A 26,018-nucleotide genomic window follows, 5' to 3' on the forward strand; every position below is an offset into this window, starting at 1 on the left:
TTCCTGTTTCCCGCGCGGGGCAGGAGCAGGTCCAGGACCACCCGGCAGTCCCCTGTCGGGGCAACCGTTTCCGGCACGACCCTGTCCGACACCACCACACTCGGCACATACCCCGCCCTCCGGTCCCAACCGACGGTTGGCAGGATATTCACATCTGGAATCATATTCTAAACCCGCTCGCGGCAGGCCGCTCCCCCCAATTCAGCATGTGGCGTTCAGTATGAGGCATCCATGGGATCGGCGCCGAAGAGGGCCTGCCTCTCCTCGTGGGTGGTGGTCCGGGAGTCCAACCAGCCTTGGGGCAGACGGACCTTCCTGGCATAACGGACCCGCCCCCGGGGCTTGTCGGCCACGGCCTGCGGGTAGGGCATGTCCTGGTCCAACTGGTCCACCTGCCCGTCGAACCCGGCCAGGGTCTCGCAATCCATGAAGGCCCTGCGGGTGGCCCCTCCTACGCCGAAACCCTTGAGATACCAGGCCACGTGCTTGCGCATGTCATGGACGGCCATCCTCTCGTCACCGTCGTAGAAGTCGACCAGCATCCTCACATGCTTCTTCATGACCCGGCCCACCTGGCCCAGATTGGGTTCCTCCCGCCGGTCCGAACCCTCGAAGGCATGCCGGATGTCGGCGAAGAGCCAGGGACGCCCCTGGCAGCCTCGGCCGATGGCCACCCCGGCACAGCCGGTCTGCCTGATCATGGCCAGGGCATCCTCGGCGGTCCATATGTCCCCATTGCCGAAGACGGGGATGTCCACCGCCTGGACCAGCTGGGAGATCCGGTCCCAGTCCGAATGGCCGCCGTAGTACTCTGCCGTGGTCCTTGCATGAAGGGTGACCGCGGCGCAGCCCTCCTCCTGGGCTATATGCGCCGCTTCAAGGAAGGTCTCATGCTCCGCGTCGATTCCCACCCTGATCTTGGCGGTGACCGGGATCCCGGCCGGTCCGCAGACACCGACCACCCGGTGGATCAGCTCGGTGAAGAGGTCCAGCTTCCACGGGAGGGCGGACCCTCCCCCGTGACGGGTGACCTTGGGGACCGGACAGCCGAAATTGAGGTCTATGTGATCAGCCCCGTCGTAATCGACCACCATGTGGACGGCCCTCTCCATGATGACCGGGTCCACCCCGTACAGCTGGAGTGAACGGACCCGCTCACCCGGAGCGAACCTGCACAGGCGGAAGGCCTTGGGGTTCCTGGCCACCAGGGCCCTGGCCGTGACCATCTCGGCCACGTACAGCCCCTCGGGGCCGTAACCCTCGCACAGGACCCGGAAGGGCCAGTTGGTCACACCGGCCATGGGAGAGAGGACCACGGGGACGGGGACGTTTATGTTCCCCAGGCGCACCGGCTTGACCGGGGGCACCAGGTCCGAAGTCTCAGTATTCACCGCCGGCCTCGGCCACCTTGACTGGTTCGGTCTCGTCCTGGCCCGCCTCCTGGGCGACATCGGTGTATCCGTCAGCCGCCTTGGCCCCTGTGATAGAGGCCGGACCGGCCGCGTAACGGATTCTCTTCTCCTGGATGCGGCGGCGGACGTAATCCTCGACCTGGTCCAGGGCGACACGCTCCTGCTGCATGCTATCGCGCTCGCGTATGGTGACGGCGTGGTCGTCCAGACTGTCGAAATCCACCGTGACGCACAGGGGGGTCCCGATTTCATCCTGCCGACGGTAGCGGCGGCCGATTGCTCCCGATTCGTCGTAATCGACCATCCACTCGTTCTGGCGCAGGTCGGCGGCCAGGTCATGGGCGATGGTCTGCAGTTCGGGCTTCCGTGACAGGGGGAGGACGGCGGCCTTGACGGGGGCCAGCCTGGGATCCAGGCGCAGGACCGTGCGGCGGTCCACCCCGCCCTTGGTGTTGGGGGCCTCATCCACGTCGTAGGCATCGACCAGGAAGGCCATGAGGGAACGGGTCAGTCCGGCTGCCGGCTCGATCACGTAGGGGATGTAACGCTCCCCTCTGCCCTGGTCGAAGTAGCTCAGGTCCTCGCCCGAATGCTCCGCATGGGCCTTGAGGTCGTAGTCGGTCCTGTTGGCGATGCCCTCCAGCTCCCCCCACTCTGAGCCCTGGAAACCGAAGCGGTACTCGATGTCGACCGTCCGCTTGGAGTAGTGGGCCAGCTTGGCCTTGGGGTGCTCGTAATGGCGGAGGTTCCCGGGGTTCACACCCAGGTCGGTGTACCAGCGGGTCCGGGCGTCGATCCAGTACTGGTGCCATTCCTCATCCGTGCCGGGCTCGACGAAGAACTCCATCTCCATCTGTTCGAATTCGCGGGTGCGGAAGATGAAGTTGCCCGGGGTTATCTCGTTGCGGAAGCTCTTGCCCATGTTGGCTATGCCGAAGGGGGGCTTGGACCGCGATGAGGACATGACGTTCTTGAAGTCCACGAAGATGCCCTGGGCCGTCTCGGGCCGCAGGTAGTGCAGGCTCTTGTCATCCTGCACCGGGCCCAGGTGGGTCTGGAGCATCATGTTGAAATCACGGGGTTCGGTCCACTGGCCCTTGGTCCCGCAGTCGGGGCAGGGGATGTCCTTGAGGCCGTCGGCCGGCTGGTGACCGTGCTTCTCGGCATAGGCCTCCTCCAGGGTGTCGGCCCGGTGGCGCTTGTGGCAGTTCAGGCATTCGATCAGAGGGTCGTTGAAGACGGAGACATGGCCGGAGGCCACCCAGACTTCCGTGGGGAGGATGACCGAGGTGTCAACGCCGACCACGTCATCCCTGGTGACGACCATGGCCCGCCACCATTCGCGCTTGATGTTGTCCTTCAGGGCCACACCGAGGGGGCCATAGTCCCAGGCCGACCTGGTACCGCCGTATATCTCGCCGGCGGGAAAGACGAAACCGCGGCGCTTGGCCAGGGAGACGACTTCATCAAGCTTTGCAACTGACACTGATCACACCTTCTGTCATGAGTACTGCCGCCGATATGGTTAACCGCCGCAGGAGCCTGCCGATACAGGAACCAAGCATACCGTCCCAGGATGACCTGGCTGGGAAGCCCTCCTCCCCCGCCGGCAGGGCCTACTGCACCCCTCCGAATCGGCGGTCCCTGTGGATGTAGTCCCCGATGGCCCTCCAGAGGACCTCCCTGCCACAGTCGGGGAAGAGCTCGGGCACGAAGGCAAGCTCCGCATAAGCCGCCTGCCAGGGGAGGAAGTTGCTGGTCCTGTACTCCCCGGAGGTGCGAATAACCAGGTCGCAGTCAGGGATGTCAGGGTTGTAGAGGTGCTCGGCGATCATCCGCTCGGTCACCCTGTCCCCCTTGATCCTCCCCTGGGCCGCCTGACGGGCTATCTGGGCGGCGGCGTCGGCCAGCTCCGCCCTGCCCCCGTAGTTGATGCAGAAGACCACGTCGATGACCTTGTTGTCACGGGTGCGGTCCATGGCCATCTCCAACTCGTCGATGACCGATTTCCAGAGCCTGGGCCGCCGCCCGGCCCAGCGGACCCGGACCCCCCAATCGTCCATCTGGGCCACACGGCGGTGGATGATGTCCCGCGAGAACCCCATCAGGAACCTGACCTCGGATGGCGACCGCTTCCAGTTCTCGGTGGAGAACGTGTACAGGCTCAGATAGCGGACCCCCGCCTCGATGGCCCCCGCTATGGTGTCGAAGACCACCGGTTCGGCGGCCTGGTGCCCCTGGGTGCGCACCAGCCCCCTCTGCTTGGCCCATCGGCCGTTGCCGTCCATGATGACGCCCACATGGCGGGGCACGGCATCCCTGGGAAAGTCCGGTATGCGGGAGGGGTCCGAGAAGGGGGCCGGCGGGATGTCCAGCGAGGTGTAATCGACGTGCTCGAAACTCATGCTCACGAATCTAATAGGCGGAGGGAACGGATGGGACGCTCCAGGTAATATTCGCCCCATTTCTCGACAAGGCGGGCGGTCAGGGGGTTCAGGGCCCCGCCATCCAGACGCCCCCAATCCCCCGAGCACAAGGCCCGGAACTGGTCCAGGCTGCCCGGATCCACCTTGATGGCATCCGTGGTGTGGTCGCCGCTGCACATGGTCCCTCCCCCGGCCACTGAACAGTAGTCCAGCCGGTCCCGTCTGGCACAGACCAGGCAGGAATCCAACCTGGGCCGCCAGCCGGCCAGGGCCAGCGAACGCATGACATATGAGGCGCTGATTGCATGGGGGTCGTGGGCATGGGAAGCCAGAGAGGCCAGGGCGGAGACCAGGAGGAGGTACTGGGCGCGGGCCGGCTCATGTTCGGTGGCGACCAGCTTGTCCGCGGTCTCCAGAATGACGCCGCCGTTGGAATAAAGGTCATAGTCGGCGCTGATGGCATCGGCGTAGGTGGCGATGGAAGCCGCCTGGGAGACCACATCCAGACTGCGCCCCTGGGCCAGGAGGAGGTCTGCCCTCATGAAGGGCTCCAGGCGGGCACCGAAACGCGACCTGGTCCTCCTGACCCCCTTGGCCACGGCCCTCACCTTCCCGTGGTCCCGGGTGAGCAGGGTGATGATGCGGTCGGCCTCGCCCAGCTTGACCGTCTTGAGGACCACCGCCTCATCCCGGTATATTGCCACCGCAGCTCCTCCCCGATCGTGACACAACATTGTCCCCGCCTGCGGGGACAAGCCCCTCGCGGTCGGTGAAGGACCGTCAGGAGTATATGAACAGGCCCCAGAAGGCGAAGAAGAGGAGGACGCAGAACATGGCCGCCGTGGTGACGATGAAGAGGGCCTGCCCCAGCCGGGTCGACGCCACCACCGGACCTGGCTCGTTCAGCTCCATCTGTTCGCCGATCGTCGGGCCGCCGGTCAGACGCCCCTTGATCTGTGAGGGCAGCTGCGCCACCCCTTTCAGGGAGGCCACCTCAGCCATCCTGGCGAATATCCTGGACCAGGCCCATATGACCAGGGCGCAGACCACCTGTATGACCGGCCAGCTCCAGTCGCTCACGTCGGCGGGCTGTGGGACCCCTCCCCAGCCCAGCTTGACCACGGCCAAGATCACCTGGCTCAGACCCGCCACGAAGAGGGCCAGGGTGGCCAGGGTGGTCCCGGCCACAGAGGCCAGCATGCCGCCAAAGCCGTGCGCAAAGCCCAGGGCCGGCCCCTTGTGCCTGACCATGTGATGGATCTTCGCCCCCACGGCCACCAGGGCCAGGACCAGGGACGACAGGAGGAGGACCGCCATGGCCAGATGGAGGACCACCAGGTAGATCGTCAGGGTGGGTCGGCCCTTCAGATCGAGGGGGACGGCGATGGACTGATGGATCGTGGCCCCTCCCACGCTGGGACTCTTCTGTCGAAGGCCCGCGGCCTGGCCCACGGCCCAGTCCACCATGTCCCTCTGGTAATGGTCCACGAAGGGGGTGCCGGTCTGGGCCTCATCCCCCAGTCGGAGGACATGGTTCGACACGGCATAGGAACGCACGGTGACGTTGTCGTTGCCGACCTCGTGGGCCTGGGCCAGGACCCGTTGGGCCCCCTCCACCTGGGCCGTCATCACGTCCTTGCCCCCATAGGCCAGGAGGGTGGGGATGGAATACGTGTACCGGTCGCTGGGGTCGATGTCGAAGTTTCCCAGGCCGAACAGGTCGGCATCGATGCTGAAGAGCCGCCTGACCACGGCCTGGTACCCCTGATTGGCCCCGGCGATGGCGAAATCCTGGGCCACGAAGAAGCCGGTGGCATGGCGGGGTGAGTAGACCATGGGACTGAGGAGGACCTGGAAGGCCACATCATGGTCCAGCTTGAGCAGGTAGGCGGCTATCCAAGTGCTCTCGCTGGTGGCATAGATGCCGATCTTCCCAGGATCGACATCCCCCATGGACCTCAGATGCTCGATGACCCGTTCATAGATGGCCGCCGAGGCCGGATAGTCCCTGTCCACGTCGGAGGTGGACCAGACGGGCTTGTCGATGACGGCCGTGACGAACCCTGCCGAAGCCAGGCTCTCGGCCACGTCGCCGAAGGAGTTGTCGCAGGTGCCATATCCGGCCCCGTGCATGAAGACGGTCCCGGGCCTCTTTCCGACCGCCCCCCTGGGTTGGCGGATCAGCATGTTGATCTTCTGCTTTTCCCCCGTCGAAGGGCGGACGGCGGTGAAGGTCTCGTGATGGCTGTCAACCTTGTAATCGCCCATCCTGTTCAGGTGCACGTGGTCGGGGTTCTCGAAGGTGACCGCCGTGTCAGGCGTGAGTGTGGCCAGGTTCTGGTCGACCGGTTCATACTTCCAATCCACGGCCGTCAGGTGGGAGACGGAGACCAGGATGCCCATGAGGATGACGAAGATGGGCAGACTCGTCATCAGCCTGCGCATCCTGCTCCACTTGGTCGGCTTCCTGGTCCCTGATTCCTCTTTCGGCATGACGGTCATTCTATCCGCAGCCGGCGATGTGGTTCAGCTGGCCTTTCCCGTCACCGGAACCACGACCGGACCCAGGCCGGGCAGGTCCACGCCCTTTTCAGCGGCCTGACACTCCATGTCGGCCGCGATGGCCCTGGCCCTTTCCAGCAGGGTCGGGACTATCTGGTCCTCGGGGACGGTCTGGACCACCTTCCCCTTGATGAAGATCTGCCCCTTGCCGTTGCCCGAGGCCACGCCCAGGTCAGCCTCCCTGGCCTCTCCCGGACCGTTGACTATGCAGCCCATGACTGCCACCCGGATGGGGGCCTGGATGTCCTTGAGCCCCTCGGTCACCTCCTTGGCCAGCTGGATCACGTCCACCTGGGCCCGCCCGCAGGATGGGCAGGAGATGATGTCGAAATGCCGCTGCCTGAGACCCAGGTACTCCAGGATCTTGCAGCCGACCTTGACCTCCTCCACCGGCGGTGCCGACAGGGAGACCCGGATGGTGTCGCCTATGCCCTCGGCCAGGAGGGCCCCGAAGGCCAGGCAGGACTTGATGGTCCCCTGCCAGGCCGGACCTGCCTCGGTGACCCCCAGATGGAGGGGCCAGTCACCCTTTGAGGCCAGGAGGCGGTAAGTCTGGACCATGGTGATCGGATCGTGGTGCTTGACCGAGATCTTGAAGTCATGAAAACCCACGTCCTCGAACATCCTGGCCTCTTTGACGGCCGATTCGACCAGGGCTTCGGGTGTGGGCCCGCCGTACTTGGCGTAGATGTCCTTGTCCAGGCTTCCGGCGTTGACCCCGATCCGCAGGGAGATGCCTGCATCGGTGGCCGCCTTGCATATGGAGGGGCCGACCTCGTCGAAGTGGCGTATGTTGCCCGGGTTCACCCTGACCGCCGCGCAGCCGGCGTCAATGGCCTGGAAGACGTACTTGCTCTGGAAGTGGATGTCCGCGATGACGGGGATGGGAGATTTCTTCGCAATGACGGGGAGGGCATCGGCATCATCCTGGCTGGGCACGGCGACCCTGACGATGTCGCAGCCGGCGGCGGCAAGCTCGGCTATCTGCTGGAGGGTGGCATTGATGTCGGCGGTGACCGTGTTGGTCATGGACTGCACCGATATGGGGGCCCCTCCCCCGACGGGGACGGGACCTACCATGATTCTGCGTGAACGGCGGCGGGGATGGAGGGGGGATTCGCTGATCCCCTCCTCCCCCGTCTTTCTGAAACCACTGGCCGGGGCTGTCCGCATCTGACGGTCTGCGGACTGCCGGCTTACTGCATGATCATCAATACTCACAGGCCCTTGTCTATCAAACTATCGGCCCTGCTACGCGCCTCTGACTCCACTTGCTCCATTACCTCCACGGATGTGAAAGTTTCTGGCAGGTGGTCCCCCTCCATGATGTCCATGACCTTCTCCACGGTTTCCACGATGCCCAGATAGGGCAGCCGGCGGTCGAGGAAGGCGTGGACGGCCTGCTCGTTGGCCGCGTTGAGGATGGCCGTCATGGGTTCGGCCCCGGCCAGGGCCCGCCTGGCCAATCCCACGGCCGGGAAGACCTTGTCATCCAGGGGCTCGAAGGTCCACTGGGCTGCCGTCGACCAGTCACAGGGCGCCGCAACCTCACCCAGCCGGTCCGGTGCGGACAGGCCGAGGGCGATGGGCAGGTGCATGTCGGGAGGGGATGCCTGGCAGATGGTCGCCCCGTCGGTGAACTCGACCATGGAATGGACGATGGACTGGGGATGGACGGTGACGGTCACCCTCTGGGGCGGGATGTCGAAAAGACGGCTGGCCTCGATGACCTCCAGCCCCTTGTTCATCATCGTGGACGAGTTGATGGTCACCACGGGCCCCATGCTCCAAGTGGGGTGATGAAGGGCCTGTTCGGGGGTGATCGACCCCATCTGCGAGCGTGACCACCCTCGGAAGGGACCTCCGGAGGCGGTCACGACCAGGCGGGCCACCTCGCGGTGGGCTCCGGAGCGCAAGGACTGCCAGATCGCCGAGTGTTCGGAGTCCACTGGGTTGATCTGGCCCGGCCTCACCTGGGAGGCGAAGAGAAGGTGGCCTCCGGCCACGACGGACTCCTTGTTCGCAAGGGCCAGTTGGGACCCTGCCGCCAGGGCCGCCATGGAGGGACGCAGGCCGACTGAGCCGGTGATGCCGTTGAGGACGACATCGGCTCCGGAAGCGGCCATTTCGATGACGGCCTGGGGGCCGGATCCGATCTTCACCCCGTCTGCGCCCATAGACCGCAAGGCTTCACGAAGGGGGGCCAGCGCCCCGGGGTCGGCCACGGCCACCTCACGCACGCCGAAGCGGACGACCTGCCTGGCCAGAAGGTCCACATGGCCCCCGCCCGCAGCGAGGCCCGTGACCTTGAAACGGTCCGGGTGGGCGGCCACGACATCCAGACCCTGCGTGCCGATGGAACCCGTCGAACCCAGGATGACGACCGTCCTGCACCAGTCACCGCCGGTCGATGACCAGTCCCAACCGGTCCTCTCAGGCATCATGCTTGTCATCTGTCCCATCTGACTGGTCGAAACCCGGGAAGGAGAGGTCGGGGATGTCCAGGTCCATCTTGGGCATGTCCACCTTGAGCAGGGAGTCCAGATACTTGTCCGGGTCCTCTTTGGCAGCTTGTTCGGACCCGTCGGCGGCCTGGCCATCACTCTTGCGGACATCCTCACGGCCGGCGGGAGGGGCCGGTTGGGAAGGGGGCATGGGCACGGCCGGCGACGGTGCAGGAGGGAGGGTCGAGGAAACCTGTGTCGGGGGCTGCGAAGGGCCGCGGGAAGCCTCCTGGGAGTCCTGCCCCTGTCCGTACCCGTCGCCGGCAGGGGTGGAGACATCCTGCTGGTTGCGCCCGCGGTTGGCACCGACGGACTGCGCCAGGGCACCCAGGGAGGGGGTCCCGGCCTGGGCGGAATCCGCGGGATAGGCCGGAGACGGGGCCGGGGCCTCGAAGATCGCCGCCTCCTCACGGTGGAGGTTGGCGAAGTCGTCCTGAGGCTGGACGGTCCGGCTGGAGCCTGAATCCGGAGGCAGGGGCGTCGGAGCATAGGCCTGGGTCTCCTGGGAGACCGGCTGATGGGGGCGGTCGTCGATCATGGTCCCCTCCCATTCGCGCTGGGCGGGCGTGGCGAAGAGGGGCTTGATGACCTCGGTTTCGGAAGCGGACGGGTTGCCCAGAGGAGGCAGGACCCCGGTCTGACCTGCCTGTGCGGACATGCCTTGCGAGTCCGCCCCTGCCGAATTCGGGGTGAAGGAGGGGGCGGGGACAGGCCGGTACTGTTCAGTCCCGGCCCCGGCCATATCAGCCAGGCCAAGGCGTGCGCAGGATTCAAGCTGCTGAAGGAGTTCCACCGCCTTGGACAGGTAGTAGTCGACCTGACGCTCGTCGTAGCCGCGAGCCCCCTTGCGCTGGGTGAAGATCACGTTGGCCACCAGGTCGGAGGTGATGTCGACCAGCTTGTCCTCTGGGCCTGCACCGTCCTGCCCCAGTTTCAGCTCAATCGCCGTCCGGTCGATGATCTGGCCCACAAGGCGGTCCACCTGCTTGCGGTCATAGGAGGGCTTGCCAGGCAGGCCCGGGTCGAAGAGGTTCTTCTTCCCCCTGGCTGCGTGGTCTGAAAGGGCCTTCTGCGAGGCCACCGCCCCCGCATACCACCGGGCGCGTCCCAATCGGTTGATCTCCCAGGAGGTCCACTTGTCGCAGACGGCCCTCTGGAGACGGGCCAGGGCGGAGTCCACCTGTGGGATGATGTAACCGTTCTTGCGCATATCAAAGGATGCGTTGGCTATGTCGCCGGGGGTGAGCTTGGGCTCGTCGCTCTCGTAGAGGGAGTGGGCCTTCTCGAGGAACTCATCCACCTGCCGGATGTCATAACCCCACTTGTGCTTGCCTGAACGCGCGATGGTCGCTTCGTTCCGCCTTGATTCAGACTCTGCTGCCATCAGGACATCGACCTCCTGCCCTTTCTTGCCGGTGAACTTCGTTCTGCTGCGCATACGATTCTACTTGAGCGTTGCGACTCGGGCCAACAGATACCCGCAAGACCAGGAGCCGCCCAGGCCGAAGGAACCGCAGGCAGGAGCCGGACGACGGCAGGCGGGGCCTGTCGAAGAGGGCCGAAGCGACCGGGTCGACGGGGACGACGAGGTCCGGCCGCCGATGCGGACGACCAGGTCGGGGAAGTGGTCCTGCCCGGACTCGAACCGGGGACATCCACCGTGTAAAGGTGGCGCTCTAACCAACTGGGCTACAGGACCGAGACATGGCCGCGGCCGGTAACCATGCTAACAGGTGGGAACCCCGGACAGCACGCGGGTGTCCCCCGTCCGGCCTATCCTGGCAGGTCTGCCGACCCCCGGAGACCGGGTGAGGGACCATCACCCCCACCTGCGCCGTCCGTCACAAGACTACGGTATAAACGGGGAGTCACGAGTATCCATTGCTACGAATTTCACGAGGCGAACGAGTGTCATCACAGGAAAAGGGCGGGAAGACCAATGTCACGATGGTGACCATCGCGGTCTTCATCGCCACATTCATGACCGCGATCGAAGGGACGATCGTATCGACGGCCATGCCGACCATCATCAGCGACCTGCACGGCCTGAGCATCATGAACTGGGTCTACTCCATCTACCTGCTCATGTGCGCCGTGACAACCCCCATTTACGGGAAGCTGTCGGACCGCTTCGGCCGCAAGCCCCTCCTGACCATCGGCCTGGTGATCTTCGTGGCCGGGTCCACCCTCTGCGCCCTCTCACAGTCAATGCCCCAACTGATCGTCTGCCGCCTCCTGCAGGGCCTGGGGGCGGGGGCCATCCAACCCCTGACCTACACGGTCCTGGCTGACATCTACCCCCTGGACAAGCGGGCCGGCATGATCGGCCTGAACGGCTCCGCCTGGGGCATCGCCTCCATCATCGCCCCCCTCCTGGGCGGCTTCATCGTGGAACAACTCAGCTGGCACTGGGTCTTCGCCATCAACGTCCCCATCGGCCTGATCACCATTTTCCTCATACAGTTCTTCCTCAAGGAAAGGATCGAGCACAGGAACACATCGGTCGACTACCGGGGCATCGGCCTTCTCAGCCTCTGCCTGGTCGCCCTCATGCTGGGGCTTCAGAGTCTGGGCTCCTCCAGTAAGGTCTGGCTGACGGTGGGCCTCCTGGTGCTGAGCGTCCTGACCTTCGCCGTCCTCCTCCATGTGGAACGGCGGCAGGAGGATCCCATCCTCCCCCTGCGGCTTTTCAACAACCGGACCTTTGTCATCCAGAACGTCTGCATGCTCCTGATCGCCGGGTTCCTCATGGGCTTCGACACGTACATGCCCATCTGGATGCAGTCCGTGCTCGGCCTGAAGCCCTCGCTGGGCGGGTTCGTCGTGACACCGAGCTCCATCCTCTGGCTGCTGGGCGCCTACCTGGCCGGTCCTCTTACCATGAGGCACCCTCCGCACAGGGCCACCATCGTGGCTCTCTGCTTCCTCCTGACCGGCTGCGTCTGCTACATCGCCGTCCCGATTGCCACCCCCTATGCGGTCTTCCTGTTGATTTCCGCAATCGTGGGCTTCGGTTTCGGCCTGGCCATCACGACCTCGACCATCACCGCCCAGAGCGTGGTCTCCCCACGTGATGTGGGAGCCTCGACCAGTTTCAACACCCTGGCCAGGAGCCTGGGGCAGACCCTGATGGTATCCATCTTCGGCATCGTCATGAATGCGGTGATCGCCCGCGAGGTCCCCCGCCATCCTGGCCTGACCGAGGACATGATGAACCGCATGATCAGCCCGGCCACCGCCGGAGACCTGCCCAAGCGGTTCCTGGAGCCGGCCAGGGGGATAGTCTACGACGGTCTGCATTGGATTTTCATCGTCGGTCTGGTCATACTGGTCCTGGCACTCATAGCCGACCTTCTCGACCTGCGCAGCCATGCCCTCCTGGCCGAATACCAGACGGCGGCCGTGGTCAAGGACTGACCCTATGCCCATCCACCTTCCGGGCCCCTCCCCCAGCCGCCTCCCTGTGACTCGCCCCGCCGGCCTGTCCGATACCATGGACCCTGATGACGGCAGGGGCCGACGGGTCCGGATGGAAACGAGGGAGTGATGGAGCCGGAAGAAACGGATGCATCGGAGGTCAGAGGTCAGGCAGGAGACCGGGACCAACCTGACAGGGTTTCAAGGAAGTCCCGGCAGACCGCAGGCCTGCTGGGTCTGATCGGCGGGGGCCTGGGCCTGCATAACTTCTACCTGGGCAGGATGAGGAAGGGGGCCTGCCAGGTCCTCCTGTCTGCGGTCTGCTGGTTCCTGGCGGTTCGGTTCAACCTGGTCTTCAGCCCCTTCATCGCCTACTTCTGGGGGATGATCGAGGGTGTCCTCATCCTGGCCTCCCACAACGGGTCCCCCTGGCACAGGGACGCCCGGGGTCTGGAATTGCTGGACAGCTGACATATGCCGTCTGTCGCCGCCCTGATCCGCAGTGACGACCGCCCACCCGCAAGGGTGGGCGGAAGCGATATCGCCGGAGGGTCTCAGTCCTCCGCTGACCTGCGGCCCTTGCCGAAGGCCCTCAGTTGTATGGCGTTCCAATCGTCGCTCGCCGCCACCGGGACCAGGGCGTTCATGCCGCAGGTCTTGGCCGCGTTGGGAACGGTGCTCGGGGATGGGGCCCCGTCGCGACCGGGCTTGGGGGTCAGCACCCAGAAGGGGGCGCCCTCATCCAGCATGGCGCTGGCGTCCACGATGGTATCGGCCAGGTCGTCTTCGGCATCACCGTCGCGCCACCAGACGATCACCCCATCGACCGTCGAATCATAATCCTCGTCCACCAGATCCTCGCCGGTCAATTCTTCGATTCTGGAACGGATGCCATCATCGACATCGTCGTCCCACAGCCACTCCTGGACGATGCTCCCGGGGTGGAAACCGAACTCTTCCGCTGTATAGGTTGTAGTCTCAGCCACAATCCCAGCATAACAAGACTGGTGAACTAATGGTCCCGGCCGGGCCATCCACCTGTCCGTCGCCTGACCTGGCCCCGACCTGCATCCCGGCCCCTTTCAGTCCCCGGCCGTGCACCGGGGCAGGGAGCCCCCCTCCCCCTTCCCGATGGCCGTCAAGGCGGCGTAGGCCTCATCGAGGGTGGACACCTTCACCTCCCTCAATCCGGAAGGAACATGACCGACCACCTGTTTGCAATTGGATTTCGGTGCCAGGAACCAGCCGGCCCCGTCCCGGCGCGCCCCGAGCATCTTGAGTTGGATGCCGCCTATGGGGCCGACCTTCCCCTCCTGGTCGATGGTCCCCGTCCCTGCGATGGTCCTGCCCCCGGTCTCCTCCTGTGGCGTCAGCTTGTCTATGGCCCCCAGGGTGTACATCAACCCGGCCGAGGGTCCGCCGATATCATCCACATGCATGGACAGGGAGACCCCCTCGACCTGGTGGCCGTGGGAGCGCAGGAAGGCCAGGGCCTGGCGGCTGGCCATATCCTGCGAACCCGTCATGTCCTTCTTGTTCTCCTCCTTGTACTCCTTGACCGTCTGGCCGGGGGGGGACCACGGCCTCACGTGGAAGGACCGTGCTGTCAGGATCCATCCAGCCGACGAGGGCGTCGAAGTTCGAAACCGGGTAGCCGGGTATCCCACGGGCGTTGACGGTGGTCAGCAGGAGGCTGCCCCTGTCCTTGTATGTGCGCCCCCCTGTCACAGTGATGACCTCGGAGGACCCGCTCCTGCCCAGGACATCCTGGGTGGGACCGGGGGTCTCAACGACGTAGGGGGCAGGCAGGCAGAGGATGACCACGACGGTCAGGACGAGCAGGACCGCCCCGGCCAGCCGACGGGTCACCGGCACCCCGGATTCCTGGTGCCCGGGCGACCCCTCCGGCCGGCCGTCTGCGCCTGTGGCGGAGATGTCGTCGCTCCCATGCAGATTCGTCATAGCTCCCATATTATGGAAGGAGCAGACGAGTAGACTGTCATCGCAGGAAACCCCTGTTTACGGTTTCCACAGAACGAGGATCGGGACGGCATATGGACGAGAACGCAATTCACCAGTGGCTCATTGAATGCTTCGGCCCCATACAGGGAGAGTTGGCATGGAGCCAGTTCTCCCAGCTTCCCGATGCCATCCGCAATCAGATGGCCGCACAGGACCCCGGTCAGCTCCCCAAGCCCTCCGACGTGCAGGCCCTCCTTCAGGCCTTTTCGGCCGGCGGCCTCAACACCCCTCTGGACATGGCGGACAAGGCCAAGGAGAGCCCCATCAACGTTCAACTGGCCAAGTCGATAGCCCTGGGCAGGGTCGCCACCAAGCAGTCGGACGCCACCGTCAGCGCCCGGGATGCCGACCTGGTCGCGAAGACCATGAGCGAGGCCAACCTCTGGCTGGATTCGGTCTCTTCCTTCGACCCGGCTCCCGGCAGGGCCGATGCCCTGACCAGGGCCGGATGGGTCGAGGGCACGATGGATGCCTGGGCCCGCTTCGCCTCCCCCGTCGCCCAGTCGATGAACGATGCCCTCAGCTCAGTGCTCAGCGAGCGCCTGGGCGGGTTCGAGGACGGGCAGATATCGGGCATGTTCGCAGGTCCCGTCCCCATCCCTCTTCCGGACAATCTGAGGGACCCGGCGACCCTGATGAAGCTTCTGGGCAATACCTCCTTCTCCATGCAGCTCGGCCGGGGGGCCGGTGAACTCTCCAGCCAGGTAAGGGGCGGGTTCGACCAGGGCATACCCCTTCTGAAGAACCCTGCAGGCGCGCTCATACCGCAGAACATAAAGGAGTATGCCGATTCCCTCCAGATGGAAACGGAGGAGGTCATGGCCTTCCTGGCCCTGCATGAGGCCGCCCATGCCAGGCTCTTCTCCTCGGTCCCCTGGCTCATGCCCCGCTTCGAGGCCCTGACGGGCAAGTATGCCAGGGGGATTTCAATCGACCTGGACGCCATGGAGGAGCAGCTGCGCGAAGCCGCTGAGATCAACCCCGAGTCCATCCAGGGGGCCATCAACCTGAGCAACGTCGGCATAGAAGACACCCCCGAACAGGTGGAGGCCCTGCACAGCCTGGAGAACCTCCTGACCATGGTCGAAGGCTGGGTGGATTGCGTGGTCTGGAGGGCCGGCATGGCACACATCCCCCACATCGAGCAGCTGCGCGAGATGAACAGGCGCGAACGGGCCGTGGGAGGTCCGGCCCAGCAGACCTTCGAATCCCTCCTGGGGCTCCATCTGCATCCCAAGCGTCTGCGGGAGGCCGCCGGCGTCTGGGAGGGCATCACCAATGACGACGGGTACGAGGCCAGAGATTCCAAGTGGGGCCACCCCGACCTTCTTCCTCGGTTGGACGAGGAGGACGGCAAGAGCTCCAAGGGACAGGGGACCGAGAAGGGTTCCTCCGATTCCGACGGCACCGGCCGGGTAACCGGCCAGGGGATCGACTGGGATGCCGAACTGGCGAGGCTCCTGGACGAGACGGCGCAAGATGAGGGCGGGAGGGCGCCCAAGGACGATGCCTCCGACTCCCAACCGGGCCCAGAGGACCAGGACGCCAACGACGGCGCGGGGACCGCAGACGGAAGCGGGACCGGCAAGGGGAGTGGTCGGGGCAAGGCCCCTGAAGGCCCCGAGGACGGCGAAGAAGACCATGGCAGCACCGGTGAAGACGGCGACACCGGCACCTCCGGCGAGAACGGCCCTGTCCGGTAGGGACCGTCGCTCACCCCGCCAGCCGCTCCCTCCCCCTCTCACCGGCCCAGGAAGCGGCTGGCCGTACGGAAGGCCGGGCTGGCGGAATCCTTACGGTCTGCGAAGGAGAGATGAAGGGTGTCACCTGCCCGGGTCACCCCCACATACATGAGCCTGCGTTCCTCCTCCAGGTCCTCCCCTGCCTGGGGGGACCCGAAGGGAATCAATCCCTCAGAGCATCCGACGATGAACACATGTCTGAATTCCAGCCCCTTGGCCGCATGGATGGTGGACACGGTGACCCTGCCCATCTCCCCTGCCGTCTCCTGTCTCCTGGCATCCAGATCCCCGAGGGCCCTTGCCTCCTGGGCGACCAGGTCCGCCGCCCCTGCCTGCCATCCCGTATCGGCCCTGACCCGGTAGCCCAGCCCGGCCCCTTTCAAGGCGGCGCAAATCAAGGCCTGCTGTGAGTTGATCCTTGTCAGGACGGCGAAGTCGGCCGCCCTGGCCCCGGCTTCCACCTGCCTGACGATCCTTCTGACCACACCAGTGGCCTCAGCCCGATCGTCCTCATACCTGGTGGTCGTCACCCTGGTCCCGGCCGGTCTGGCCGAGGTCAGTTTCAGATAGTCCTGCCTGACGGGAGAGCGTGACAGAAGACGGTTGGCGCAATTGACCACCTGGGGTGTGGAGCGGTAATCGGTATCCAGCCGGATGTCTGCGGCCATGTTCCGATGCTCTTGCGGGAAGGCACGGAGGTAGTAGCTGGTGGCCCCGGCGAACGAGTATATGGTCTGGGCAGGGTCGCCGACCACGCAGACCTCCTCATGGCCGTCCATCCACAGTTCGAGCAGTCGGTGCTGGAGGGGGGATACATCCTGGTATTCGTCCACAGTCAGCCACCCTATGCCCGACCTGATGGAGGCAGCCGCCTGCCCGCCCTCCTCCAGGATGTGGCAGACCAGGAGGAGGATGTCGTCGAAGTCCATCTGGTTGTGGGCGGCCTTGTCCTTTTCGAAGGCCTGCATGAGATCCGCCATCCGCTCCGGGTCGAGACCGCCCGGAGGCAGCCTGTGGACGGCCGCGCAGACCCTGGGGTAATCCTGGGGGCTGATGAGTCCGACCTTGGCCCAACCTATTTCCGCCTGGATGTCACGCAGGGTCAGGGGTTCGCAGTCCGCCTGCCCCGTCACCCGCGTGTAGGCGCCGTGCACGAAGGGACGCAGGTCGGTGACCACCTGGGGAGGGTAGGCCGAACTGACATCGGGCCAGACACGACGCAGCTGATGCAGGGCGACCGAGTGGAAGGTGCCTGCCCTGACCTGAGGGGGGACGCCCAGGGAGGTCAGACGGGCACGCATCTCTGCGGCGGCCTTGACGGAGAAGGTCACTGCCAGGGTCTTGGCCGGGTCCCAATCCCCCCTGGCGCATGCGTATGCGATCCGACGGGTGATGGTCCTGGTCTTGCCCGCCCCGGCCCCGGCCACTATCCTGACAGCTCCCCCCAGGCTGGTGGCCGCCTTGAGCTGGGATCCGTCCAGACCCTCCAGGGCATCTTTTCCTTCATTCACACCCCCATTGTGCCAAGCCCCCCTGCCAGGCCGATCCCCTCAACACCCATGTGGTCGAATGTGGCCACCACCGCGGACCGGCCCGAAAAATGCCTGGCCCCACCCCTTGTATTATCCTGGAGGGGTGAGCGAACGAACGAAGTTGACACTGGCCGCCCTGGCCTCTGCGGCCATGCCCGATGTCCCCGTGACAGGTGCTCGGGATTGCGACCAGGTCAGCAGCCAGGACCGCGCCGAAGGAGTGGACTGCGCGGTCATACAGGACTCGTCCGGCAGGCTTTTCGACGTGTGGACGGCTGAGGGCGAGGAGTCCAAGAGGCGGCTGGACATGCGGGTCAAGGCCGCTCAAGCGCTCAAGGATGCCAAGGAGGTGCCGGCCCTGGGATTCAAGGTGGAGCAGGTGGTCGCCTATGAACCCGGGCTGAAGGAGCAGGGACCGACCGGCCTTGTGGCCGTGGCCGTGATGAAACACTGCCCGGGCACCATCCGCCCCCTCCACCTGCTGACCCTGGATGAATGCACGGCGGCGGGCACGGCCATCGGTGCCGTCCACCGGCTGCGTCCCGACTTCCTGCGCACGCACGGCTACCCCACCTACACCACAGAGCAGATAGCCGCGCAGCTGCGCGGCTGGATCGGCCGCCTGCGCAAGGACGGCCACGTCCCCGGCGAAATCACCGACAGCTGGGCCAGGATCATCGAAACCGACGGCCTGTGGTCCTTCCGCACCTGCACGGTCCACGGAGGCCTGCGTGACGGCGACCTCCTCTATTCCGGATCCGGCCTGAGCGCGGTCTACGGATGGCAGGACATGCAGGTGAACGATCCAGCCCGGGACCTGGCCTGGATCTTCGCCAAACTGGATGGTTCCCGCCGCAACGCCGTCATCGCCGCCTACGGGAGGATGATGGGATCGCGCCTGGACGACCTGATAATGCTCAGGGCCAACCTCTGGTTGCAGATGGAACAGGTGGGCGACTTCATCAAGGCCCTGGACAGGGCGGACAACGAACGCATCATCAGCTTCAAAGCCCAGGTGGAGCGGCTGGCCCAGCAGTTGGTCGAGAGCCGGCCCAGCCGGTCCGGCGACAGGCCGAAGGCCTCAGCACAGGCCGCACGCCCCGGGAACACATCCCTCCCACAGGATGGCAGCGGGGACGAGGTCCACGGCGAACCGGCGCCGTCCACCATAACGGTCGGCACCCTCCTTCGTGGCCAGGACCAGCACAGGGCGGGAGGGACCAGAGTGAATGCCGCCGGGGCCGGGGAAACCGGCCGGCAGGACCCCGGGAAGGAAATCGAAGGCACTTCACAGGAAAACGCTCCTGAAACCATGGCCATCAGCAAGTCCGACATGGCCGACCTGGCAAGGACCCAGACCGTCCTCTCCCACATCGAGCGGGACGGGGACCAGACGGACGAAGCGGCAGGGGGCAAAAGCCGGACCGGCGGGCAGCCAGGGGGAGAGCGCCGGACCGAGAACGATTCAGCCGGCAAAGAGGGCAGGGCCGACGACGACATGCCGCCCTCCTTCGCCACGCCCCGAATCACCGAGCCTGACGGGGAGGGGCAGGGCGCGACCCCGGAAGGGGAGGAGACCGGTCAAGACCCACGGCAGGCCGACAGCCAGCCGACGAGGAGGGAGGAAGGGACCGGTCAGGCGGACGGGGATGCCCCCGACCACGAAGGCGGGTCCTCGACCCTTGGTCCTGACGGCGGCGAAGACAAGGCGGGAACGGGCAAAGGAGACGCGGGCGAAGAGGACCTCGGCGTGCGGACAGGGGCCTCTGCGGACGAAAAGACCGTCACCCTTCCACGCGCGACTTCAGCAGACGAGGTGGAGACCGGCCTCTTTGAGGGCCGCAAGCCTGCGCAGGCTGCGGATGCTCAGGGCGTAATCCTCCCCTCGGGCGAATAATAAGACCATCATGACCTTCTTCCGGCCATCGGGACCGGACGGGGGCAGAATCATGCGGAGGCAAGTATGGATATTGAATTCGGGATCAGGAACGTGGCACGCTCCGTCACCTTCACAACGGACGCCACGGCCGATGAGGTGGCCGACAAGGTGAGCCAGGCCCTGAAGGACGGCTCCCCCATCGACCTGGTCGATGACCGCGGCCGCCACATCATCGTCCCCAAGGACGCCCTGGGCTATGCCGTGATCGGTTCCGATACCACACACCCGGTGGGCTTCGGCGCCCTTGGCGGTGCCTGACGGAACCGGTCGAGAAAGGGGCTTTGGGGACTTTATGACCCTGCCCCAGCGGGTCCGGCTTCCTGCCGGGCCCTTTTTCGTCCACCCCTATGGGGCCTCCTGCTCCCGTCCGGCCTTCACCGGCCTCGCAGACCGATGGGCGCCCTTCCCCTTCCCCGGTTGACGATCTCCTCCACGGTCTCCCGCCCCGTCGTGTTCTCACCGATGCGGTTGGGTTTGCCCCTGCCGTGCCAGTCCGATCCCCCGGTGACCAGGAGGCCGTACCGCCTGGCCAGACCCAGGAGACGGGTACGTTCACTCGGCGGGTTGTCCCTGTGCCAGACCTCCAGACCGTCCAGACCTTGACCTGACAGGGCTGCTATCCTCTCATCGGACAGGAGGACGGGGTTGCGGTTGACCGCACCGGGATGGGCTATGACGACCACCCCGCCTGCTTCCTTGACGGCCTTGAGCACCTGGTCCGTGGTCGGAGACGGTGTGGGCAGGTAGTAGGGGCTGTCGGAGGAACAGGCACCTGCGAAAGCCTGGCTGCGATTCTCATAGACCCCGGCGGCCACCAGGGCATCAGCAATGTGGGGCCGGCCGATTGTGGTCCTTCCCCCCTCCTTGACCTGGGCCAGGACCCCCTCCCAGGTGATCGGGTAATCCCTGGCGATCCGGTCCACCATGGTCCTGGTCCTGGTCATCCTCGCCCGGCGGGTCCGCTCGAAGAGGTCCCTCATGGCCCCGTCGTCCGGGTCGTAGAGGTAGGCCAGCATGTGTACGGATACAGGACCGTCCTGGGCGGTGATTTCCGTCCCCTGGATCAGGGGGAGGCCTGACCGGCGGGATGCTTCTTCGGCCTCCTGCCAACCCGCATTCGTGTCATGGTCGGTGATGGCCACACCCTCCAGACCGGCCTGGATGGCCTCCCCGACCATCTGGGAGGGGGTCATGGTCCCGTCTGAGAATACTGTGTGACAGTGCAGGTCCCAGCCGGAGCCGGGGTCCGTATGGCCACCCTCCTGAGCGGAGGGGCGGGAGTCCTCTGATTGGGTCATAGGATCATTTTAGACTTGTCGCTGCGAGAACCGTCGCCACGGGGGTCCAGGACCTGCGGGCGGATCGGTGCGGATGAGGGGGCAGATTGGGCGTTGGGATCGGAAATGGTGAAGCGGAGGTCGAATCCGCAGACCCGGACGGGGAGGCGGCGGCATCCCCGCAGTGGGACGATGAAGGCCTGAAGGGCTTCAGGCACGGCCCCGCATGGACCTACCTGATGGTCCTGCTCTCCTCGGCCGTCGCCCTCTTCGCCTCCTTCGTACTGGCGGCCGAAACCCTCCAGCTTGCCAGGCATCCGGCCAGCCGGCTCAGCTGCGACATCAACGCCCTGGTCTCCTGCTCCACTGTGGCCCAGTCATGGCAGTCCGAACTCGTCCGCCTGGGCACCCTGCCGGTCCCCAATGCCTTCTTCGGCATAGCGGCCGAATCCGTCTTCGTCACCCTGGCCGTGATCGGGATGACAGGGGCCGCCCTCCCCCGCTGGTTCAACGTCTCCTCCTGGGTGGGCGGCCTGTTCGCCCTGATTTTCGCCTACTGGCTTTTCATCCAGTCCATGTTCGTGATCAAGGCCCTGTGCCCCTGGTGCCTTACCCTCATGTTCGCCACGACCATCCAGTTCATGGCACTGACCCACGCCACCGTGACGGTCCGCCGCCTCCCCTCCCCCACGGGCCGTTCCGCCCCCCTTGCCCGCGCCTTGAGACGCTCCTACCGCCTCCATTTCGACCTCATGTTCGACCTGGTATGGCTTGCGGCCCTGGCCGCCCTGATCGTGGTCGTGGAGGGCCCTGACCTCTTCTGAGGTGGAAGGCCACAGCCCGGGGCCCGTACGAGGCCGCCTGCCGGAACCGCCGCCAGGGCCGGCCGACATGCCTTACCACCCGGCCTTCTCCTGCGGCTGCCCGACGGCCTCCGGCGGTAGACTGGGACCGAGTTCAATGGAGGTTCGTTTCTCATGGCATCATCGGCACCGATCGGCATATTCGATTCAGGTCTGGGCGGTCTGAGCGTGGTCAGGAGCGTTCATGCCCTCCTTCCCCATGAGGACATCCTCTACTTCGGTGACAGCGCCCACGCCCCTTACGGGACCAAGGCCCCGGAGGAGGTCCGGGAGCTGAGTCTGGACATCGCCCGGAATTTCGTGGACCGGGGGGCCAAGGCCATCGTGATCGCCTGCAACACGGCCACCAGCGTCTGCGTCAACGACCTGCGCCGGCGATACCCCATCCCGGTCATCGGGATGGAGCCCGCCCTCAAACTGGCCTGCGACCGGGGTCAGGGACGGCCGCAACGGATCATCGTCGCCGCCACGGAACTGACGCTGAAGGAGCAGAAATTCGCCCGCCTGATGGACAGGTTCAAGAGCACCCACACCATATGGCCCCAACCCTGCCCGGACCTGGTGGAGATCGTGGAATCAGGCCGCCTGGACGAGGGGGACCTGGTCAGGTCCACAATCAGCCGCTACCTCTCCCCCTACAACCTTGACCAGGTGGACTCCATCGTCCTGGGTTGCACCCACTTCGTCTTCTTCCGCGACTACTTCCGCTCCATCTGCCCCGGCAATGTGGCGATCCTGGACGGCAACGGGGGAACGGCCCGCCACCTGGCCGACCGCCTCACCGATTCCGACCAGCTCAACGGGAGCCAGGAGGAGGGGGTCATAGAGATAGGCAATTCCGACCCCTCCCCAGCCATGATCGCCTATTCGAAACGACTGCTGGACCGCCCCTGAAACCGTCCACAGGAGAGGGAGGGCGGGAATCCGTCCCTGCCGGTTGGCCCGGCAGCGGCTTGTCCGCCCGATGGACCTATGCTTTTGCCTATATGGGTCCCCCTGGCCCGGTTTCCCCGGGCGGGGGCAGGCGATGAAAAGGGGATGGCCATGGTCACCGGACGAACCGCAATCATAGACGTCGGCGGAGGGTACCGCTCCATCTTCGGGGCCGGCATCCTCGACAGGTGCCTGGAGGACGGCATCGACTTCGACCGCTGCTACGGGGTCTCCGCCGGCAGCGCCAACCTGGCCTCCTTCCTGGCCGGCCAGAAGGGCAGGCTCTACCGTTTCTACCTGGTCTACTCCTCCCGCAAGGCCTATGCGGGAGCAGGCAACTTCTTCACCGACGGCAACTACATCAATCTCGACTACGTCTACGGGACCCTCTCCAAGCATGACGGGGAGTACCCCCTGGACTACCCGGCGCTGGCAGCCAACCCGGCCGGATTCACCATCGTCGCCTGCAATGGGAACGACGGGTCGGCCACCTACTTCGACAAGTCGGACATCCGGCAGGATGACTACGACGTCCTCAAGGCCTCCTCTTCGGTGCCCGTGGCCAACAAGCCCTACATGATCGACGGGGTCCCTTACTTCGACGGGGGGATAGCCGATCCGATCCCGGTGCAGAAGGCCCTGGACGACGGCTGTGAACGGATCGTGCTGGTACTGACCAGGCCCAAGGACTACCAGCGGACCCGGAGCCATGACGCCATACCCGCACGGATACTCTCCCGCTCCTACCCCAAGGCCGGAGAGAGGTTCATGCAACGCTACAAGACCTACAACGACGAGCTTGCCCTGGCCAGACGCCTCGAGAAGGATGGGCGGGTCCTGATCCTGGCCCCAGACCAGCTCTACGGCCTGGACACCCTCCACAAGTCCCGGGAGGGCCTGACCAAGATGTACCGGCGGGGGTACAGGGATGCCAAGGCCATAGCCGGCTACCTCAAGAGCTGACCGTCCCCGGCGGGGAAACGGACGGGGACCCGGCCAGATACCGTCGGTCCGTGCACAGGCAGGGACCAGGCACCGGTCGGGTCCCCGTCCTTTGCTTCATGGGGACCGTCTGCGTCAGTCCTTGGGCTCGCTCTGGGCCGTCAGCATGGCATCGGTCATCTGCCTGAAGAGCTCCTGATATCCCCCAGGTGTGGAGGCCGGCAGGACCAGGGTCTTGGCATTGGCCGACTCCGCCAGGGACCTGGTCACGTCCAGGTACTGGTTGAAGAGGACCACATTGTTGACATCTTCGATGTCCATCCCGACGGCCCTCAGGCTCTTGATCTGGTCGACGATGCCGTTGGCGATCTCACGACGGTAGTTGGCCTGGCCCTCACCCTGGAGCCTGGTCTTTTCGGCATCGGCCTGGGCCTGCGTCTCGATTTCGATCCGGCGGGCGGCGGCGCGCTCACGCGTGGCCTCTTTCTCCCTCTGTGCCGCATTGATGGAATCCATGGCCTGCTTCACCTGTGAGGAGGGATCGATGGCGGTGACCAGGGTCTTGATCACGGAGAAGCCGAACCGCTGCATCTCCATGCCGACCGTCTTCTGCACGTCGGATGCGATGTCATCCTTGCGGGCGAAGGCGTCGTCCAGGCTGAGGGCGGGGATGGCGCTGCGCAGGGCATCCTCAAGGTAGGAACGGAGCTGGCCGGCCGGATCACGCAACTCGTAGTAAGCCGTGGCGACGTTCTTGGGCTCCACACGGAACTGGGTGGACACGACCACCGTCACGAAGACGTTGTCCAGGGTCTTGGTCTCCAGGCTGACATTCAGCTGGCTGACCCTGAGGTTGGTCTTGGTGGCCACGCGATCGACGAGTGGGATCTTGGCATGCAGCCCTGCCTCCGCCACGTAGTGGAACTTGCCGAACCGCTCTACGATGAAGGCCTGCTGCTGCGGCACGACATAAATCGCCGAGCACAGCAAGGCGATGACGATGATCAACACCAGTACGATCATGATGATGTTCCCCAAACCTGTTCCAGCTGCACCTAACACATCAATCTCCCTCAATCCGGCCACCGGAAAACACCGTCGGCGCCACAACGTTTATGATTCCCTTTCAACCCCGCATTCCGTCCGGCGGGCCGGTCACGACGGACAGACCCGCCGCCAAGGCGGAACATGATAAACAGATTAACGCATATCCCTTACTTTCAAGCACCCTCCCCGTCACATTGCAGACGGGACCCAGGCCAGGGGAATGGACCCGGGTGCCGGGTCCATTCCGCGCCGGCGGGACCCCTCACTCCTGCGTCCCCCTCACTCCTGCGTCCCCCTCACTCCTGCGTCCCCCTCATCCTGTTGGGGAGGGGGGCGACTTCCCGGATGGGGGAACAAACCGGCGGGGCGGCCCTCCCGCTATAGACTCGAGGCAGGAAAGGGCTCACCACGATGAAAGGAATCATATGACGAGGTTGCGGACGGTTGACCAGGAGATCTTCCCCCTGGTCCTGGGCGGGAACACTTTCGGGTGGACCAGCGACGAAAGGACCAGCGATCAGGTGCTGGATGCCTATGTGGATGCGGGAGGGAACCTGATCGACACGGCCGACGTCTACTCGGCATGGGCCCCCGGCCACAGCGGGGGCGAGTCGGAAATCGTCCTGGGCCGCTGGCTGGCCCGCAGCGGAAGGCGGGACCAGGTCCTGGTGGCCACCAAGGTCAGTCAGCACCCCCAGTATCCCGGCCTTTCGGCCAAAAACGTCGAAGCCGCCGCGGACGAGTCCCTCCTGCGCCTGGGCCTTGATGTGATCGACCTCTATTACGCCCACTTCGACGACAAGGACACCCCGCTGGAGGAGACGGCCGCAGCCTTCGACCACCTGGTCAAGGAGGGGAAGGTGAGGGCCATAGGCCTGTCGAACTACTCGTCCGACCGGATCCGCGAATGGTTCTCCATCGCCCGCCGCGACGGCCTGGCCCTGCCCGTGGCCCTGGAGCCCCAATACAACCTGGTCTACCGCAGATCCTACGAAAAGGACGGTCTCATGCAGGTGGCGCAGGAGGAGGACCTCTGCGTCTTCCCCTACTTCGCCCTGGCCTCGGGCTTCCTGACCGGCAAGTACAGGACCGAGGACGACCTCAAGGGCCGGCAGCGCGAGGGGATGGTCCGGGACTTCTTCACCCGGGCAGGCCTGGACGTGGTCTCCGCCATGGATTCCATAGCCAAGGCCCATGGGGTCGAACCAGCCACCGTGGCCCTGGCCTGGCTCAACCGTCGCCCCCAGATCGCCGCCCCCATCGCCTCGGCCCGGACCCCAGCCCAGCTGCCCGCCCTCCTGGCTGCAGCCAAGCTGGAGCTTGGCGACGACGAGATGTCCACCTTGGACGAGGTCAGCGCCAGGGTCGGTGCCTGACCACTCGGAAGGGACCGGCCGGGG

Annotated in this window: 21 protein-coding genes, 1 tRNA gene and 1 pseudogene; 9 read left to right on the forward strand and 14 right to left on the reverse strand. The window is 65.3% G+C overall.

All coding sequences use genetic code 11. The features are described 5' to 3' along the window. Positions 1–215 precede the first annotated feature (215 nt). The 9 genes from dusB to V6584_RS05425 form a co-directional block, all read right to left on the reverse strand. Positions 216–1,451: a tRNA dihydrouridine synthase DusB gene (gene dusB, locus V6584_RS05385; RefSeq protein WP_404802602.1), complete on the reverse strand. Its 1,236-nt coding sequence runs from the start codon at positions 1,449–1,451 to the stop codon at positions 216–218. After that, complete coding sequence (locus V6584_RS05390) at positions 1,381–2,898, reverse strand: glycine--tRNA ligase (protein ID WP_340469458.1); 1,518 nt, start codon at positions 2,896–2,898, stop codon at positions 1,381–1,383. Before V6584_RS05390 ends, dusB begins: the two co-directional genes overlap by 71 nt. A 130-nt stretch (positions 2,899–3,028) precedes the next feature. Beyond that, positions 3,029–3,817, reverse strand: a complete 789-nt coding sequence (locus V6584_RS05395) for an isoprenyl transferase (RefSeq protein ID WP_340469460.1) — start codon at positions 3,815–3,817, stop codon at positions 3,029–3,031. Positions 3,818–3,819: 2 nt separating this feature from the next. Continuing rightward, on the reverse strand, positions 3,820–4,542 hold the full coding sequence (gene recO, locus V6584_RS05400) for a DNA repair protein RecO (RefSeq protein ID WP_340469461.1): 723 nt from the start codon (positions 4,540–4,542) through the stop codon (positions 3,820–3,822). A gap of 76 nt (positions 4,543–4,618) precedes the next feature. Continuing rightward, positions 4,619–6,331: an alpha/beta hydrolase family protein gene (locus V6584_RS05405; RefSeq protein ID WP_340469462.1), complete on the reverse strand. Its 1,713-nt coding sequence runs from the start codon at positions 6,329–6,331 to the stop codon at positions 4,619–4,621. A 33-nt stretch (positions 6,332–6,364) separates the two neighbouring features. Continuing rightward, the gene (gene ispG / locus V6584_RS05410; RefSeq protein WP_340469776.1) at positions 6,365–7,573 is read right to left on the reverse strand and encodes a flavodoxin-dependent (E)-4-hydroxy-3-methylbut-2-enyl-diphosphate synthase; all 1,209 of its coding nucleotides are present in this window, start codon (positions 7,571–7,573) and stop codon (positions 6,365–6,367) included. Positions 7,574–7,617: 44 nt separating this feature from the next. Beyond that, positions 7,618–8,844: a 1-deoxy-D-xylulose-5-phosphate reductoisomerase gene (gene dxr, locus V6584_RS05415; protein WP_340469777.1), complete on the reverse strand. Its 1,227-nt coding sequence runs from the start codon at positions 8,842–8,844 to the stop codon at positions 7,618–7,620. Further along, complete coding sequence (locus tag V6584_RS05420) at positions 8,834–10,342, reverse strand: DivIVA domain-containing protein (protein ID WP_340469463.1); 1,509 nt, start codon at positions 10,340–10,342, stop codon at positions 8,834–8,836. The genes dxr and V6584_RS05420 overlap by 11 nt, the downstream gene beginning before the upstream one ends. 187 nt (positions 10,343–10,529) lie before the next feature. Next, positions 10,530–10,603: transfer RNA gene (locus V6584_RS05425), tRNA-Val, on the reverse strand. 209 nt (positions 10,604–10,812) lie between these two features. Here V6584_RS05425 and V6584_RS05430 point away from each other — a divergent pair. After that, positions 10,813–12,321 (forward strand): MDR family MFS transporter, encoded by a 1,509-nt coding sequence (locus tag V6584_RS05430; RefSeq protein WP_340469465.1) that lies wholly within the window; start codon positions 10,813–10,815, stop codon positions 12,319–12,321. A gap of 129 nt (positions 12,322–12,450) precedes the next feature. Continuing rightward, positions 12,451–12,792: an NINE protein gene (locus V6584_RS05435; RefSeq protein WP_340469466.1), complete on the forward strand. Its 342-nt coding sequence runs from the start codon at positions 12,451–12,453 to the stop codon at positions 12,790–12,792. 83 nt (positions 12,793–12,875) lie between these two features. Here V6584_RS05435 and V6584_RS05440 read toward each other — a convergent pair whose 3' ends face one another. Both V6584_RS05440 and V6584_RS05445 read right to left on the reverse strand, forming a co-directional pair. Next, a complete protein-coding gene (locus tag V6584_RS05440) occupies positions 12,876–13,307 on the reverse strand; it encodes a DUF3052 domain-containing protein (protein ID WP_340469467.1) in 432 nt (143 codons plus the stop codon). Between the two features lie 96 nt (positions 13,308–13,403). Continuing rightward, positions 13,404–14,283 (reverse strand): annotated as a pseudogene (locus tag V6584_RS05445) (YlbL family protein). A gap of 92 nt (positions 14,284–14,375) precedes the next feature. Between V6584_RS05445 and V6584_RS05450 the strand changes: the two are divergent. Beyond that, positions 14,376–16,046 (forward strand): zinc-dependent metalloprotease, encoded by a 1,671-nt coding sequence (locus V6584_RS05450; RefSeq protein WP_340469468.1) that lies wholly within the window; start codon positions 14,376–14,378, stop codon positions 16,044–16,046. A 38-nt stretch (positions 16,047–16,084) separates the two neighbouring features. Here the strand turns inward: V6584_RS05450 and V6584_RS05455 are convergent, their stop codons facing one another. Next, a complete protein-coding gene (locus tag V6584_RS05455; RefSeq protein ID WP_340469469.1) occupies positions 16,085–17,596 on the reverse strand; it encodes an ATP-dependent helicase in 1,512 nt (503 codons plus the stop codon). 124 nt (positions 17,597–17,720) lie between these two features. Here V6584_RS05455 and V6584_RS05460 point away from each other — a divergent pair, with 124 nt between their 5' ends. Together V6584_RS05460 and V6584_RS05465 are read left to right on the forward strand one after the other, a co-directional pair. Continuing rightward, complete coding sequence (locus V6584_RS05460) at positions 17,721–19,514, forward strand: phosphotransferase (protein ID WP_404802603.1); 1,794 nt, start codon at positions 17,721–17,723, stop codon at positions 19,512–19,514. A gap of 66 nt (positions 19,515–19,580) precedes the next feature. Next, positions 19,581–19,814: a DUF3107 domain-containing protein gene (locus V6584_RS05465; RefSeq protein WP_340469470.1), complete on the forward strand. Its 234-nt coding sequence runs from the start codon at positions 19,581–19,583 to the stop codon at positions 19,812–19,814. A gap of 116 nt (positions 19,815–19,930) precedes the next feature. Here the strand turns inward: V6584_RS05465 and V6584_RS05470 are convergent, their stop codons facing one another. Continuing rightward, on the reverse strand, positions 19,931–20,854 hold the full coding sequence (locus V6584_RS05470) for a PHP domain-containing protein (RefSeq protein WP_340469471.1): 924 nt from the start codon (positions 20,852–20,854) through the stop codon (positions 19,931–19,933). A 218-nt stretch (positions 20,855–21,072) separates the two neighbouring features. On the opposite strand from V6584_RS05470, the gene V6584_RS05475 reads away from it, so the two are divergent. The 3 genes from V6584_RS05475 (at position 21,073) to V6584_RS05485 (ending at position 23,592) form a co-directional block, all read left to right on the forward strand. Further along, a complete protein-coding gene (locus tag V6584_RS05475) occupies positions 21,073–21,657 on the forward strand; it encodes a vitamin K epoxide reductase family protein (protein WP_340469780.1) in 585 nt (194 codons plus the stop codon). A gap of 153 nt (positions 21,658–21,810) precedes the next feature. Beyond that, positions 21,811–22,590 (forward strand): glutamate racemase, encoded by a 780-nt coding sequence (gene murI, locus V6584_RS05480; protein WP_340469472.1) that lies wholly within the window; start codon positions 21,811–21,813, stop codon positions 22,588–22,590. A gap of 144 nt (positions 22,591–22,734) precedes the next feature. After that, complete coding sequence (locus V6584_RS05485) at positions 22,735–23,592, forward strand: patatin-like phospholipase family protein (RefSeq protein ID WP_404802635.1); 858 nt, start codon at positions 22,735–22,737, stop codon at positions 23,590–23,592. 114 nt (positions 23,593–23,706) lie between these two features. Here the strand turns inward: V6584_RS05485 and V6584_RS05490 are convergent, their stop codons facing one another. After that, complete coding sequence (locus V6584_RS05490; protein ID WP_340469781.1) at positions 23,707–24,594, reverse strand: SPFH domain-containing protein; 888 nt, start codon at positions 24,592–24,594, stop codon at positions 23,707–23,709. A gap of 449 nt (positions 24,595–25,043) precedes the next feature. Between V6584_RS05490 and V6584_RS05495 the strand changes: the two genes are divergently transcribed. Then, entirely contained in the window at positions 25,044–25,994 is a 951-nt protein-coding gene (locus V6584_RS05495; RefSeq protein ID WP_340469474.1) for an aldo/keto reductase, read from the forward strand. Positions 25,995–26,018: the final 24 nt, after the last annotated feature.

This window comes from Bifidobacterium favimelis (assembly GCF_037963085.1).
Taxonomy (GTDB): Bacteria; Actinomycetota; Actinomycetes; order Actinomycetales; family Bifidobacteriaceae; genus Bombiscardovia; species Bombiscardovia favimelis.

Excerpts from the sequence above, each read along its gene's own strand:
- dusB (WP_404802602.1), bottom strand. The coding sequence starts at position 1,451 with ATGTCGCCCAGGAGGCGGGCCAGGACGAGACCGAACCAGTCAAGGTGG.
- V6584_RS05395 (WP_340469460.1), bottom strand. The coding sequence starts at position 3,817 with ATGAGTTTCGAGCACGTCGATTACACCTCGCTGGACATCCCGCCGGCC.
- V6584_RS05405 (WP_340469462.1), bottom strand. The coding sequence starts at position 6,331 with ATGCCGAAAGAGGAATCAGGGACCAGGAAGCCGACCAAGTGGAGCAGG.
- ispG (WP_340469776.1), bottom strand. The coding sequence starts at position 7,573 with ATGCGGACAGCCCCGGCCAGTGGTTTCAGAAAGACGGGGGAGGAGGGG.
- dxr (WP_340469777.1), bottom strand. The coding sequence starts at position 8,844 with ATGATGCCTGAGAGGACCGGTTGGGACTGGTCATCGACCGGCGGTGAC.
- V6584_RS05420 (WP_340469463.1), bottom strand. The coding sequence starts at position 10,342 with ATGCGCAGCAGAACGAAGTTCACCGGCAAGAAAGGGCAGGAGGTCGAT.
- V6584_RS05435 (WP_340469466.1), top strand. The coding sequence starts at position 12,451 with ATGGAGCCGGAAGAAACGGATGCATCGGAGGTCAGAGGTCAGGCAGGA.
- V6584_RS05450 (WP_340469468.1), top strand. The coding sequence starts at position 14,376 with ATGGACGAGAACGCAATTCACCAGTGGCTCATTGAATGCTTCGGCCCC.
- V6584_RS05465 (WP_340469470.1), top strand. The coding sequence starts at position 19,581 with ATGGATATTGAATTCGGGATCAGGAACGTGGCACGCTCCGTCACCTTC.
- V6584_RS05470 (WP_340469471.1), bottom strand. The coding sequence starts at position 20,854 with ATGACCCAATCAGAGGACTCCCGCCCCTCCGCTCAGGAGGGTGGCCAT.
- V6584_RS05475 (WP_340469780.1), top strand. The coding sequence starts at position 21,073 with ATGGTCCTGCTCTCCTCGGCCGTCGCCCTCTTCGCCTCCTTCGTACTG.
- murI (WP_340469472.1), top strand. The coding sequence starts at position 21,811 with ATGGCATCATCGGCACCGATCGGCATATTCGATTCAGGTCTGGGCGGT.
- V6584_RS05485 (WP_404802635.1), top strand. The coding sequence starts at position 22,735 with ATGGCCATGGTCACCGGACGAACCGCAATCATAGACGTCGGCGGAGGG.
- V6584_RS05490 (WP_340469781.1), bottom strand. The coding sequence starts at position 24,594 with ATGATCGTACTGGTGTTGATCATCGTCATCGCCTTGCTGTGCTCGGCG.
- V6584_RS05495 (WP_340469474.1), top strand. The coding sequence starts at position 25,044 with ATGACGAGGTTGCGGACGGTTGACCAGGAGATCTTCCCCCTGGTCCTG.